The organism is Streptococcus sp. Marseille-Q7087 (genome assembly GCF_965111935.1).
Genome location: NZ_CBCOPJ010000001.1, coordinates 450,844 through 464,954 on the forward strand (window position 1 = coordinate 450,844; position 14,111 = coordinate 464,954).

General features: G+C 40.2%; 14 protein-coding genes. 12 read left to right on the forward strand and 2 right to left on the reverse strand.

The annotated features are described in order from the left end of the window. Positions 1 to 32 precede the first annotated feature (32 nt). Positions 33 to 1,001, reverse strand: a complete 969-nt coding sequence (locus ACWPVF_RS02365; protein WP_414256140.1) for an NAD(P)/FAD-dependent oxidoreductase — start codon at positions 999 to 1,001, stop codon at positions 33 to 35. A gap of 132 nt (positions 1,002 to 1,133) precedes the next feature. Here ACWPVF_RS02365 and cdaA point away from each other — a divergent pair, with 132 nt between their 5' ends. The 12 genes from cdaA to ACWPVF_RS02425 all read left to right on the forward strand — a co-directional run bounded on the left by cdaA (position 1,134) and on the right by ACWPVF_RS02425 (position 12,594). Further along, a complete protein-coding gene (cdaA, locus tag ACWPVF_RS02370) occupies positions 1,134 to 1,991 on the forward strand; it encodes a diadenylate cyclase CdaA (RefSeq protein ID WP_454384472.1) in 858 nt (285 codons plus the stop codon). Then, entirely contained in the window at positions 1,978 to 2,769 is a 792-nt protein-coding gene (locus ACWPVF_RS02375; protein ID WP_045614206.1) for a CdaR family protein, read from the forward strand. Before cdaA ends, ACWPVF_RS02375 begins: the two co-directional genes overlap by 14 nt. A gap of 26 nt (positions 2,770 to 2,795) precedes the next feature. Further along, positions 2,796 to 4,145: a phosphoglucosamine mutase gene (glmM, locus tag ACWPVF_RS02380; RefSeq protein WP_454384474.1), complete on the forward strand. Its 1,350-nt coding sequence runs from the start codon at positions 2,796 to 2,798 to the stop codon at positions 4,143 to 4,145. 66 nt (positions 4,146 to 4,211) lie between these two features. After that, positions 4,212 to 4,586, forward strand: coding sequence for a DUF1149 family protein (locus tag ACWPVF_RS02385; RefSeq protein WP_045614200.1), 375 nt, complete (start codon positions 4,212 to 4,214; stop codon positions 4,584 to 4,586). Positions 4,587 to 4,589: 3 nt separating this feature from the next. After that, positions 4,590 to 5,438 (forward strand): DegV family protein, encoded by an 849-nt coding sequence (locus tag ACWPVF_RS02390; RefSeq protein ID WP_045614198.1) that lies wholly within the window; start codon positions 4,590 to 4,592, stop codon positions 5,436 to 5,438. Positions 5,439 to 5,700: 262 nt separating this feature from the next. After that, positions 5,701 to 6,468: a 4-hydroxy-tetrahydrodipicolinate reductase gene (gene dapB / locus ACWPVF_RS02395; protein WP_454384476.1), complete on the forward strand. Its 768-nt coding sequence runs from the start codon at positions 5,701 to 5,703 to the stop codon at positions 6,466 to 6,468. Next, the gene (locus ACWPVF_RS02400; protein WP_454384478.1) at positions 6,465 to 7,664 is read left to right on the forward strand and encodes a CCA tRNA nucleotidyltransferase; all 1,200 of its coding nucleotides are present in this window, start codon (positions 6,465 to 6,467) and stop codon (positions 7,662 to 7,664) included. Before dapB ends, ACWPVF_RS02400 begins: the two co-directional genes overlap by 4 nt. Beyond that, on the forward strand, positions 7,661 to 9,529 hold the full coding sequence (locus ACWPVF_RS02405) for an ABC-F family ATP-binding cassette domain-containing protein (RefSeq protein ID WP_454384480.1): 1,869 nt from the start codon (positions 7,661 to 7,663) through the stop codon (positions 9,527 to 9,529). The genes ACWPVF_RS02400 and ACWPVF_RS02405 overlap by 4 nt, the downstream gene beginning before the upstream one ends. Then, the gene (locus ACWPVF_RS02410) at positions 9,529 to 10,122 is read left to right on the forward strand and encodes a hypothetical protein (RefSeq protein WP_454384482.1); all 594 of its coding nucleotides are present in this window, start codon (positions 9,529 to 9,531) and stop codon (positions 10,120 to 10,122) included. Before ACWPVF_RS02405 ends, ACWPVF_RS02410 begins: the two co-directional genes overlap by 1 nt. Before the next feature lie 139 nt (positions 10,123 to 10,261). Then, entirely contained in the window at positions 10,262 to 10,774 is a 513-nt protein-coding gene (locus ACWPVF_RS02415) for an adenine phosphoribosyltransferase (protein WP_006145170.1), read from the forward strand. A gap of 192 nt (positions 10,775 to 10,966) precedes the next feature. Further along, positions 10,967 to 11,911, forward strand: a complete 945-nt coding sequence (metA, locus tag ACWPVF_RS02420) for a homoserine O-acetyltransferase MetA (protein WP_454384484.1) — start codon at positions 10,967 to 10,969, stop codon at positions 11,909 to 11,911. 8 nt (positions 11,912 to 11,919) lie between these two features. Further along, positions 11,920 to 12,594, forward strand: coding sequence for a DnaD domain-containing protein (locus tag ACWPVF_RS02425; RefSeq protein WP_454384486.1), 675 nt, complete (start codon positions 11,920 to 11,922; stop codon positions 12,592 to 12,594). Positions 12,595 to 12,640: 46 nt separating this feature from the next. Here ACWPVF_RS02425 and ACWPVF_RS02430 read toward each other — a convergent pair whose 3' ends face one another. Continuing rightward, complete coding sequence (locus ACWPVF_RS02430) at positions 12,641 to 14,092, reverse strand: alpha-amylase (protein WP_454384488.1); 1,452 nt, start codon at positions 14,090 to 14,092, stop codon at positions 12,641 to 12,643. Positions 14,093 to 14,111: the final 19 nt, after the last annotated feature.

Genomic DNA, 14,111 nt, shown 5'->3' on the forward strand with positions numbered 1-14,111 from the left:
AACCACGAATCCTAGGATTCGTGGTTCTTTTCTTATAGACTTGTAGAGTGTTTTGGTTGCACTTTTTGTTGAGGGTCAATGTAGTTAATGGCATTGTTTACAGCAGTTGGTGCTTCACCAAGACCTGTTGCAATCAAGTCAATCTTACCATCGTAGTAGCAGCAGTCACCGATAGCGTAAATTCCAGCTTGGCTTGATTCTTGCTTGCTGTTAACGATAATCTTGTGACGGTTAAGGTCAAGTCCCCAGTTTTTAAGATTACCAACTGATGATTTGAAGCCATAGTTGACAAAGAGGTGGTCCAACTCAATGGTTTCAATCTCATCGGATTTGACTTTTGTGATTTCAAGCTTGTCAAGAGTTTTTCCATCTCCAAGAAGTTGACTTGGCACAAATGGTGTTTTGATGCTAACAGATGATTCTTGAAGGGCTTGGACACTATGTTCGAGGGCCCGGAAGTTATCTCGACGATGAACAAGTGTAGTTGGAGCAATCTTTTCAAAAGCTATGGCCCAATCCACAGCAGAGTCTCCCCCACCCAAGATGGTTACTTTCTGTCCAGCATATTGCTGAATGTTAGAAACGTGGTAATGGATATTTTCATAACTATCAACACCATCCAATTCAAGTGGACGCGGTTTAAAGGCACCTCCCCCCATAGCGAAGATGACAGCTTTACTACTATGAATACCTTTAGTAGTTGTTATCTTAAAAATATCATTCTCTTTTTCAATGTCAAGAACAGTTTCATTGAGATGTGCTGGTGTATCAAAACCTTTTAGTTGTTCTAAGAGGCGATTCGTTAGTTCTTCACCAGTGAGATTTGGGAAACCTGGGACATCAAGGATTTGTTTTTCAGGATAAAGAATGGCAGGTTGGCCACCTAATTGAGGAAGAGAGTCAATGATTTGTACTTTAGCTTGACGTAAATTTGCATAAAAGGCTGCGAAAAGACCAACTGGGCCCCCCCCTATGATGGTAATATCATATAATTCAGACATGGTTTCTCCTTATTTCATTTTTATCATTTTATTCTATCATATTTTCTACCAATTTAAAATGAGGTAGGGGGGAGAAAATTTCCATTAATAATGGTATAATGAAGAGAAGCTTTTTTGGAGAGGGGACACAGGATGAATTTTCAGCAATTATCTAATCTTCAATACTGGTCTAGTTTGTTTTCCAGTCCTTGGAGTATTGCGATAAATGTGATTGATATTCTAATCGTCGCTTATATCTTATATCAATTTACAAAATCAATTGCAGGAACCAAGATTATGATTCTGGTTCGAGGCGTTTTAGTTTTTATCTTAGCTCAGATTGCGGCTAATTTTTTGGGCTTGACGACTATTTCCTGGTTGATTAACCAATTGATTACTTATGGAGTTATTGCAGCGGTTGTTATCTTTTCTCCAGAAATTCGGACAGGTTTGGAGCGATTAGGTAGGGCTACGGATTTCTTTTCCACTACTCCAATGAGTTCAGAAGAACAGATGGTTCAGGCTTTTGTCAAGGCAGTTGAATACATGAGTCCACGTAAAATAGGAGCACTGGTCTCTGTTCAGCGTGTCAGAACCTTGCAGGAATATATTTCCACAGGGATTCCTCTAGATGCTAAAATTTCTGCAGAACTCTTAATCAATATCTTTATCCCAAACACACCTTTACATGATGGTGCAGTCATTATAAAAGGTGATCGAATAGCTGTAACATCTGCTTATCTTCCACTTACTGAGAACACTGGTATTTCTAAGGAGTTTGGGACACGACACCGTGCAGCCATTGGTTTATCAGAAGTTTCAGATGCCCTTACTTTTGTTGTATCAGAAGAAACTGGGGGTATATCCATCACCTACAATGGTGTCTTTAAACATGATCTAAGTTTGGAAGAATTCGAGAAAGAACTACGTCGTATTTTGATACCTAAGGATTCAGAAGAACCAACTTTAAGAGAACGTATTTTTGGAGGGTGGAACAATGAAAAGAAATAGCCTTTATATCATCTCCTCGCTCCTCTTTGCTTGCGTTTTATTTATCTACGCTACCTCCATTAATTATCAAAATAATAATAATGCAAGACCAGTTCGAACAGAAACCTATACCAATACGGTAGTCAATGTACCGATTGATATTCAGTACGATAGTGAGCAGTATTTTATTAGTGGTTTCAGCTCAGAAGTTACTGTATTTCTAACTGGATCCAATCGAGTGACCTTGGCTAGTGAGATGCAAGAAAGCACTCGTAAATTCAAAGTGACTGCGGATTTGTCACAAGCCACAGAAGGAACAATCGAAGTTCCCTTGACCATTGAAAATCTCCCAAGTGGTTTAACGGCTGTAGCAACGCCACAAAAAATTACAGTCAAAATTGGTAAGAAGGTCACTAGAGATAATATACCTGTTGTTCCTCAAATTGATTCTAGTCAAATCGATGAGCGTATTATAATCGAGCGAGTTACTGTTTCAGATGAAAAAGTTTCAGTAACTAGTGATGCAGATACACTGTCTAAGATTGATCGTATTGTTGCAGTTTTGCCAACGAGTGAAAAAATAACTGGGAATTATTCAGGGTCAGTACCTTTACAAGCTGTCGACAAGAATGGGACCGTTTTACCAACAGTTATTACTCCTTTTGAGGTTACTATGAAAGTAATAACTAAACCAGTCCGAACAACAAATAGTTCAACGACAACAAGTAATGCTTCAACTGCTGAAAACTCATCAACGACAGCAGCAGAAACGAAGCCAGATACTTCAAAGCAAAATTAATATTAAACTAGAAAAGGATTATAAAAATGGGTAAATATTTTGGAACGGATGGAGTCCGTGGAGAAGCAAACGTAGAATTGACGCCAGAATTGGCCTTTAAACTAGGCCGTTTTGGAGGATATGTTCTTAGTCAACATGAGACAGAAGCGCCTAAGGTTTTTGTAGGACGTGACACTCGTATCTCAGGTCAAATGCTTGAAGCAGCGTTGATTGCTGGGCTCCTTTCAGTCGGAATTCACGTTTATAAGCTTGGAGTTCTTGCAACACCTGCTGTTGCTTACTTGGTAAAAACTGAGGGAGCAAGTGCTGGGGTTATGATTTCTGCAAGCCACAATCCAGCCCTTGATAATGGTATCAAATTCTTTGGTGGTGACGGCTTTAAGCTAGACGATGACAAAGAAGCAGAAATCGAAACCTTGCTTGACGCGAGTGAAGATACTCTACCACGTCCAAGTGCAGAGGGCTTAGGTACTGTTGTTGACTATCCAGAAGGCTTGCGTAAATATGAAGCCTACCTCGTTTCAACTGGAACTCCTCTTGAAGGGATGAAGGTAGCCTTGGATACTGCAAATGGAGCCGCTTCTACAAGTGCTCGTCAAATTTTTGCAGATTTGGGTGCTCAATTAACAGTTATCGGTGAAACACCAGATGGCCTTAATATCAATTTGAATGTTGGTTCAACTCATCCAGAAGCCTTACAAGAACTTGTAAAAGAAAGTCAATCTGCCATTGGTTTAGCCTTTGATGGGGACAGCGACCGTTTGATTGCGGTTGATGAAAATGGCGAAATTGTCGATGGTGACAAGATTATGTACATCATCGGTAAATACCTTTCTGAAAAAGGTCAATTGGCACAAAATACAATTGTAACAACAGTTATGTCCAACCTTGGTTTCCATAAAGCCTTGGATCGTGAAGGTATCAATAAGGCAGTCACTGCTGTTGGAGACCGTTATGTCGTTGAAGAAATGAGAAAATATGGCTACAATCTTGGAGGAGAGCAGTCAGGTCACGTTATCTTGATGGACTATAATACAACAGGTGATGGTCAGCTTTCAGCGGTTCAATTGACCAAAATCATGCAAGAAACAGGTAAGAGCTTATCTCAGTTGGCTTCAGAAGTAACGATTTACCCACAAAAATTGGTCAATATCCGTGTTGAAAATGCCATGAAAGAAAAAGCCATGGAAGTACCAGCTATCAAGGCTATTATCGATAAGATGGAAGAAGAGATGGCAGGTAACGGACGTATCCTTGTTCGCCCAAGTGGAACTGAGCCACTCTTGCGTATCATGGCCGAAGCTCCAACAACTGAAGAAGTAGACTACTATGTGGATACTATTGCCGAAGTTGTGAAAACAGAGATTGGAATTTAGGAAAGTTAGCAGAAAATAAGAAAATATGTTACAATGTCAAAGTAAATTGTAACCATGGAGAATATGATGAATTTAAAACGTGAACAAGAATTTGTTAGTCAGTATCACTTTGATGCACGTAACTTTGAATGGGAAAATGAAAACGGAATTCCTGAAACAAAGGTTGATGTCAACTTCCAACTACTTCAACATGATCAAGAAAACCAAGTGACTTCTCTCGTAGTTGTTTTGAGCTTTATGATTGTCTTTGATAAATTTGTAATCAGTGGCACTATTTCCCAAGTTAACCACGTAGAAGGTCGCATCGTAGACCAACCAAGTGATTTCACTCAAGAAGAAGTTGAGACACTTGCTCGTCCTTGTTTGGATATGCTAAACCGTTTGACTTATGAAGTGACGGAAATTGCACTAGATTTACCAGGAATTAATTTGGAGTTTTAAAGAATGAAATTAGCGGTCATAACAGACTCATCTGCTTTTCTACAAGCGGAAACCTTGCGGAAAGAAGATTTATTTGTGCTAGACATTCCTGTGAATATCGACGGACAGGAGTATGTTGAAGGTGTAAATCTAACCGCTCAAGAATTTTATGAAAAAATGGCTCGTTCATCTGAGCTACCTAAAACAAGTCAGCCAAGTATTGCTAAGTTGGATGAAATTTTGTCATCATTGAAAGAAAAAGGTTATACTCATGTTCTGGGTCTCTTCCTTTCTTCAGGAATCTCAGGATTTCATCAGAATATCCAATATATGACGGATGAGTTCGAAGGATTAACCATTGCTTTTCCTGATACTCGTATTACAAGTGCTCCTCTAGGTTTCATGGTGGAGAGTGTATTTCAATGGGTGGAACAGGGTGATGACTTCCAGTCTATACTAGATAAGTTAACAGAACAGATTGAAAATACTTCTGCTTTTATCATGGTAGATGATTTGAATCATCTTGTAAAAGGTGGTCGTTTGTCAAATGGTGCAGCTATTTTAGGAAACCTTCTTAGCATTAAACCAATCCTCTATTTCAATGACCAAGGTGTTATCGAAGTTTATGAGAAGGTTCGTACAGAGAAGAAAGCAGCTAAACGTCTAGTTGAAATTGTCAAAGATGTGACAAGTAACGGAAACTACCAGATTATGGTAATTCATGGGAATGCCTCTCAAAAAGCAGCCGATTTACGTCAGCTATTGCTAGATAGTGGAGTAGCTACAGATGTTGAGATTGCAACCTTTGGTAGTGTCATTGGAACCCACCTGGGAGAAGGAAGTATCGCTTTAGCATACACACCAATCGTCTAGATTGTTCTTACAGGCTTTGTATCTTAGAATTGAACACGGACTATCTGCATCTTGAAAAAAGATGCCTGTCTTGCCTTTCATGGAAAGTCGGCGCCATTCCCTATTTTTCATGGGCAGTTAACGTCCTTTGTATCTTAGAATTGAACACGCCTGGAACCCTGTGTGAAAAAGATAGTTCTTCCAAGGAGAAGAAACTCCTTGATCAGAACTCCTATTTTCACTTTGTGTTCTTACAGGCTTTGTATCTTAGATAGGAGTAAAGATGAGTATTCGAGTAATTATCGCAGGTTTTAAAGGGAGAATGGGGCAATCTGCGTGTCAGATGGTTTTATCTGATCCTGAGCTTGAACTTGTAGCAGTATTGGATCCTTTCGAAACTGCAACAGAATGGCAGGGAATTCCTGTATTTAACGATAAGGATGGCTTAGAGGGCTTTGAAGCAGATGTCTGGGTGGATTTTACAACACCAGCAGTTGCCTATGAGAATACGCGTTTTGCTCTTGAAAATGGCTTTGCTCCAGTCGTTGGAACAACAGGCTTCACTAGTCAAGAAATAGAAGAACTAAAAGATTTTTCTCGTTCCAAAGGTTTAGGTGGATTAATTGCTCCTAACTTTGCCTTGGGTGCGGTCTTGCTCATGCAATTTGCGGCACAGGCAGCTAAATACTTCCCAAATGTAGAGATTATTGAACTGCATCATGATAAGAAGAAAGATGCTCCAAGTGGAACAGCTATTAAAACAGCTGAATTGATGACTGAAGTTCGCGAATCTATCCAACAAGGTGCTAGTGATGAGGAAGAACTCATTGCTGGAGCACGTGGAGCTAATTTTGATGGCATGCGTATCCATTCGGTTCGTTTGCCCGGTTTGGTAGCTCATCAGGAAGTTATTTTTGGAAATCAAGGAGAAGGATTGACCCTGCGTCACGACTCCTATGATCGTAGCTCCTTCATGACAGGGGTGAATTTGGGAATCAAAGAAGTTGTCAAGCGTCATGAGCTTGTCTATGGACTAGAACACTTATTATGAGATTAACACAAATGCCTTCTGAATTTCAGAAGGCTTTACCAGTATTAGAAAAAATTAAAGAAGCAGGTTTTGAGGCTTATTTTGTTGGTGGATCTGTTAGGGATGCTCTACTCAATCGTCCTATCCATGATGTGGATATCGCGACATCATCCTATCCAGAAGAAACCAAGCAGATTTTTCCACGCACAGCTGATATCGGCATTGAGCATGGGACCGTTTTGGTTTTAGATGGAGATGAAGAGTACGAAGTCACCACTTTTCGAACAGAGGATGTCTATGTAGACTATCGGAGACCGAGTTCAGTTTCGTTTGTGCGTTCGCTAGAAGAGGACCTTAAGCGTCGTGATTTTACAGTTAATGCCTTTGCCTTAGATGAGACAGGGGAAATTGTCGATTTATTTAATGGCTTACAAGATCTAGAAAATCAAGTCCTGCGAGCAGTTGGTGTAGCGAGCGAACGTTTCAACGAAGATGCTTTACGCATCATGCGTGGATTTCGTTTCCAAGCTAGTCTTGGTTTTGAACTCGAGCAAGAAACGTTTGAAGCGATGAAGACGTTAACGCCACTCTTAGAGAAAATCTCTGTGGAGCGTACTTTTGTTGAATTTGACAAACTTCTACTAGCCCCTCATTGGCGAGTGGGTCTGTCTTCCATGATTGCAAGTAAAGCTTATGATTATCTTCCAGATATGGCTGGTAGTCAGGATAAACTCCAGTCATTGTTTGATTTAGAGGATGATTTCACTTTTGAATCTTCTGAACAAGCCTGGGCAGCACTTTTATGGGTTTTAAAAGTGGAAGATGTTCAAAAATTTTTAAAACATTGGAAGACATCACGTCAATTTGCCAAGCAGGTACAGGATTTGCTCGCTATTTTGGCTCTCCGAGAAGAAGGGGAACTCGGCAAGCGTGATTGTTACCGCTTTGATTTGGAGTTGCTTTTACAGGCTGAAAATCTTCGCCGAGCTCAAGGAAAAGAAGTCAATCCGCAAGCTATCAAAGAAACTTACGAGGGCTTGACCATTCATGATAAGAAAGAGATACACATCAACGGAGGAATTCTCATCAAAGAATATGGTTATCAGCCAGGTCCTGAATTAGGGGATGTTTTAGAAGAAATTGAGTATGCTATTGTTGATGGAGAATTGGAAAATGACCGTCAAGCCATCCATGACTACCTAAGGGAGAGAAAATGAGTGACTTTATCGTTGAAAAACTAAGTAAATCCGTTGGAGATAAGACAGTCTTTAAGGATATTTCCTTTATCATCCATGACTTGGACAGAATTGGTCTTATCGGTGTCAACGGAACCGGTAAAACAACCCTTTTAGATGTGCTTTCTGGAGTTTCAGGTTTTGATGGTGATGTTAGCCCATTTTCAGCAAAGAATGATTACAAGATTGGCTACTTGACCCAGGATCCGGATTTTGATAACAGCAAGACTGTCTTGGATACTGTCCTATCAAGTGACCTCAAGGAAATCCAGCTAATCCGTGAGTATGAATTGCTCATGCTCAACTACAGTGAGGACAAGCAGGTACGTTTGGAACGTGTCATGGCGGAGATGGATTCTCTCCAAGCTTGGGAAATTGAGAGTCAGGTCAAGACCGTTCTCAGCAAGTTGGGAATTCAGGATTTATCAACTCCCGTTGGAGCCCTATCAGGTGGTTTGAGAAGACGGGTTCAGTTGGCGCAAGTCCTTCTGGGCAACCATGATCTTTTGCTTCTTGATGAGCCTACCAACCACTTGGATATTGCCACCATTGAGTGGCTAACCCTCTTTTTGAAAAATTCCAAGAAGACAGTTCTCTTTATCACCCACGATCGTTACTTCCTAGATGCTCTTTCAACGAGAATTTTCGAGTTGGACAGAGCAGGTTTGACCGAATATCAAGGAAATTACCAAGACTATGTTCGTCTCAAGGCTGAACAGGATGAGCGCGACGCAGCGCTTCTTCACAAAAAGGAACAGCTTTACAAGCAAGAATTGGCATGGATGCGTAGACAACCACAAGCTCGTGCAACCAAGCAGCAAGCACGTATCAATCGATTCCATGACTTGAAAAAGGAAGTTTCTGATACTAGTGTTGAGACAGACTTGAGCATGAATTTTGAAACTAGCCGTATCGGTAAAAAGGTCATCGAGTTCAAGGATGTTTCCTTTGCCTATGACGACAAACAGATTCTGCAACATTTTAACCTTTTAGTTCAAGCCAAAGACCGTATCGGAATCGTTGGGGATAATGGTGTTGGTAAGTCAACTCTTCTCAATCTCATTGCGGGAAGTCTTGAGCCAACGGAAGGAGAGGTTATTATCGGTGAAACAGTTCGTATCGCTTATTTCTCTCAACAAATCGAAGGTTTAGATGAAAGTAAGCGGGTTATCAATTACCTGCAGGAAGTGGCAGAAGAAGTCAAGACCAGTGGTGGTTCTACGACATCTATCGCTGAGTTGCTAGAGCAGTTCCTTTTCCCACGATCAACGCATGGTACCTTGATTGAGAAATTATCTGGGGGAGAGAAGAAACGTCTTTATCTCCTCAAATTACTTCTTGAAAAGCCTAATGTCCTCCTCTTGGACGAGCCGACCAATGACCTTGATATTGCGACCTTAACGGTTCTAGAAAATTTCTTACAAGGTTTTGCAGGACCAGTATTGACAGTTAGTCACGACCGTTATTTCCTTGATAAGGTTGCGACTAAGATTCTCGCTTTTGAAGATGGGACCATCCGTCCTTTCTTTGGACATTACACAGACTACCTAGATGAAAAGGCCTTTGAAGCAGAAGCAGTAACACAAAGTCAAAAAGCTGAGAAGGAAAAGGTAGTCAAGGTCCGTGAAGAAAAGAAACGGATGACCTACCAAGAAAAGCAGGAGTGGGCAAGTATTGAAGGTGACATCGAAGCCTTGGAAAACCGCATCTCTTCTATAGAAGAAGAAATGCAAGCAAATGGTTCCGACTTTGGTAAGCTGGCTACTCTCCAAAAAGAACTGGATGAGAAAAACGAAGCACTCCTTGAAAAATACGAACGCTATGAATATTTAAGCGAGTTGGCATAATGGAAGAAACAATTATTAAATGGAGTAGTAAGAAAATCATTTGGACTATTGTTCTCTGCTTAGTTGAGTTAGCTTTTCTTCTTTGGATCCTATCTTTTATGATGACCTATCCCAAGGAGGCACCTGTGGGATTGGTGGCATTAAGACTCTTTGTCTTATTCTTAATCATCATTGTTGGATGGATTTTGTATGAACGTTTGCGACTTCTTTTTTCAGATAAAGAGTATTTGAAATGTACGGCCCAAGGTTTTTCCTATAAGCCACATCCTAAAAAAGATTGGCAGTTTTATTCCTGGGGGCAGGTAGAAACGTTTTCTCTTATGAAAATTAAGGGAAGTAGAAATGCAAGAGATTTTTATACTATTGATGTTCATTTTTATGATACAAATCTTTTGAACAATAACTCTCTATGGCGACGTCTACGAAGTAGATTTTCGAATGTGAAGCATTCTAATGTTTTGAAAATCCCAATCTACTTGCTGGATGTTGGTTTGCCAAAGAGAGTATTTGAAACCATGTCCTACTTTGAGAGAGAGTGGCGCATCCAACAAAATCGTCAACGGAATCAAACTTCTAAAAGTAAAAAGAAGTAGGAACTTCATTGAGCTAGTGAGTAGCAACATTGAAGAATAAAAGAGAAGTCTTGGACCAAGTTTCAGGACTTCTTTCTATTTTGCTTTTCTAGGAAATATGGTATAATAGGGAGTAAAAACTTAAAAAGAAAGAAATGCTATGAACTTAAAAGATTACATTGCAAGTATTGAAAATTACCCACAAGAAGGCATTACGTTCCGTGATATCAGCCCTTTGATGGCTAACGGAAATGCCTACAGCTATGCTGTTCGTGAAATTGTTCAATATGCTACTGACAAAAAGATTGATATGATCGTAGGACCAGAAGCGCGTGGATTTATCGTTGGATGTCCAGTCGCTTTTGAGTTGGGAATTGGTTTTGCTCCTGTACGTAAACCAGGAAAATTGCCACGCGAAGTGATTTCAGCTGACTACGAAAAAGAATATGGAGTTGATACTTTGACTATGCACGCAGATGCTATCAAACCAGGTCAACGTGTTCTTATCGTAGATGACCTCTTGGCAACAGGTGGTACTGTCAAAGCAACCATCGAAATGATTGAAAAACTTGGTGGTATCGTAGCTGGTTGTGCCTTCTTGATTGAGCTTGATGAACTTAAAGGCCGTGAAGCTATCGGAGATTACGATTACAAAGTGCTGATGCATTATTAAAGAAAAAACAGTCCTTAGGGCTGTTTTCTCTTCATAGTGATATAAAAAAAGGCTATACCTAGTTAGAGAAAAACTATAATTGAAAACTATATCTTCTTACAGTATAATAAAAGGAAGGACTATCGTCAGCTGATTTTCATTTGACGATACCATGTTTACTTGAGTCCAATATGATACAGTAAGGAGATTTCTATGCCGATTCGAATTGATAAAAAATTACCAGCAGTTGAGATTTTACGAACGGAAAATATTTTCGTCATGGATGACCAGAGGGCGGCTCATCAGGATATTCGACCACTGAAAATTCTGATTTTAAACTTGATGCCACTGAAAATGGTTACAGAAACTCAGCTTTTACGCCATTTAGCCAATACTCCTTTGCAGTTAGATATTGAATTTTTATATATGGAAAGTCATCAGTCGAAAACAACTCGTTCTGAGCATATGAAGACTTTTTATAAGACCTTCTCAGAAGTTCAAGACCAGTATTTTGATGGCTTGATTATTACAGGTGCTCCAGTTGAACATCTCCCTTTTGAAGAAGTGGACTATTGGGAGGAATTTACTAAGGTTATCGATTGGTCTAAGACTCATGTCTTTTCAACCCTGTATATTTGCTGGGGAGCACAAGCGGGTCTATACTATCGCTATGGCGTAGATAAATACCAGATGGACCAGAAGCTTTCTGGAATTTATCCTCAGGATGTATTAAAAGAAGGGCATCTCCTGCTAAGAGGCTTTGATGATCTCTATGTATCTCCTCATTCTCGTCATACAGAAATTCTCAAAGAGGATATCTTGAATAAAACTAATTTAGAGATTTTAGCATCAGGTGAAGAGGTGGGAATCTCTATCCTTGCAAGTCGAGATTTGAGAGAAGTCTATAGCTTTGGGCATTTGGAGTATGATCGTGATACGCTCGCGAAAGAATATTTTAGAGATCTAGATGCTGGTTTAGATCCCCATATACCAGAAAATTATTTCAAAAATGACGACATCCATGAGCTTCCTTGTATGCGTTGGAGCTCGTCTGCAGCCCTCTTTTTCAGTAACTGGGTAAATTATGCAGTTTATCAAGAAACACCTTTTGAGTGGAAAAGTGCGGAAGAAGATGTGTCTCATTTTGGATATTTATAAGAGGAATTATGACATATTTAGATGCTTTTAAATCAGGGAACTTGGTCTTACCGAGTGACTTGCTCTTACATTATAATCAACTGTTCTCGTCAAGCGATGATTTCTTGGTTTGGCAATTCTTTTACCTACAGAATACAACGGCTTTAGGTGAATTGTCTCCCAGTCAAATCGCTGAAAAAATTGGGAAAAATGTCACTGAAGTCAATCAAGCTATTTCACGATTGACCGATAAAGGATTACTCCAATATCGTACGATTGAACTCAATGGTGAGATAGAAGTTATCTTTGATGCAACCCTTGCCTTGGAACGACTTGATCAACTTTTTGAAAAACAAGCTCCAAATCAAGTGAAACCAGCTCAGAATGACTTGAAGAGCTTGGTGGAAACTTTCCAACAGGAGCTAGGTCGACTCTTGAGTCCCTTTGAAATCGAAGATTTGGAAAAGAGTTTGAAAGAAGACGGAACGAGTGCGGATTTGATAAAAGAAGCTCTACGTGAAGCTGTTTTGAATGGAAAACCAAACTGGAAATATATCCAAGCAATCCTACGAAACTGGCGACATGAGGGTATTAAGAGTGTAGCCCAGGTAGAGGCGAAACGTCAGGAAAGAGAAGCAACCAATCCTCAAAATGTTCAAGTTTCATCTGATTTTAAGAATGCCATGGATTTATGGAAGGACTAATATTTAATATAAAAAAACTTGCCATATGGCAAGTTTTTTTGTGCTCTTAATAACTATGCCCCCAGACACTGACTGAACGCTCAGCAACTGGGAAGTCGCCGTATCCTTCGGCAGTAATAGTTACTTGTTCTGGATGGTTCCCAAGCAAATCAACAAATGTTTGATTTGCCCACTCTTGACCGACATACATGGTTTTGTAATTTTCTTGAGCGTTTGAGATAAGAACGGCTATAGGTGATTGGTCGTCAGTACCAGAACGGACCCAACCGATACAATTAGGGTCATCAAAGTAGTCCGTCTGTTCTCCATAAGCCAAATCTTTTCGGATAGCTAGCAGACAGTCAAGAACTTCTTTAAAATCTTGCTGAGCATATTGACCAGAGATACCATAGTAGTCTCCGTAAAAGACACAAGGGAGACCCTGCTCGCGTAAAAGAATAAGAGCATAGGCTGCTGGTTTAAACCATTCTTCTACAGTAGATTCTAAAGCTTGTCCTCGTTGAGTATCATGGTTTTCGACAAAGGTTACAGCCTTATCTGGTTTGATTTGAACCAGACTATCATTAAAGATGGTACGCAAATCGTAGTCTGCACCAGCTTGGCTTGCTTCAAAGAGATTCATATGGAGTCGGACATCGACAAGGTCAAAGCGCTCTTCAATCTTTTCGAGATAGTCAAGGTTGGCATCCTTATCTGGATTCCAGAATTCTCCAAAGACATAGAAGTCTTGTCCATATTTCTCTTTGATGTCACGAATGAAATTACGCATAAAGAAGGAATCGATATGCTTGACAGCATCTAAGCGAAAACCAGCTACGCCAGTCGTTTCCATGAACCAATCAGCCCAATCGTAGATATTTTGTATCACTTCAGGATGTTTAAAATCTAAGTCCGCATACATGAGGTAGTCATAGTTACCATTTTCGTTATCGACTAATTCTTCGTGGGCCCACCCCTTATTATCTCCCTGGATAAGGTAGATACCAGACTTCCGTCTTTTAGCATCGTAGTCAGTTCCAGTGAAATGGTACCAGTGCCAGTGGAAGTCATTGTAGGTGTTTTGTCTTCCATCAAAAGTAAAGTTTGTCCAACCATTGATGGTAAAAGGTTCTCCAAGTTCAATTGTGCGATCTTCTGGGTCGACTTCAATAACCTGGAAGGATTCTAAACGGTCTGCAGCTGCCTTGTGGTTTAAGACGACGTCAGCCATAGGTTGAATCCCATGTGATTTAAGTGTTTGAATGGCTTGAAGATAGTCTTCTCTGAAACCGTACTTGGTACGCACAGTTCCTTTTTGATCAAATTCACCGAGGTCAAAAAGGTCATAGACACCATAACCGACATCTTTTTCGTTGGTAGCTTTAAAGGCAGGTGGCATCCAGACGTGGCTAATTCCTAGATTTGCAAGGCGCTCAGCATCATCGGTAAGTCGCGTCCAGTGTTGTCCATCGTGGGGAAGGTACCACTCAAAATATTGCATTAGGGTTTGATTTTTCATAGAAAGTCCTCATACTTAA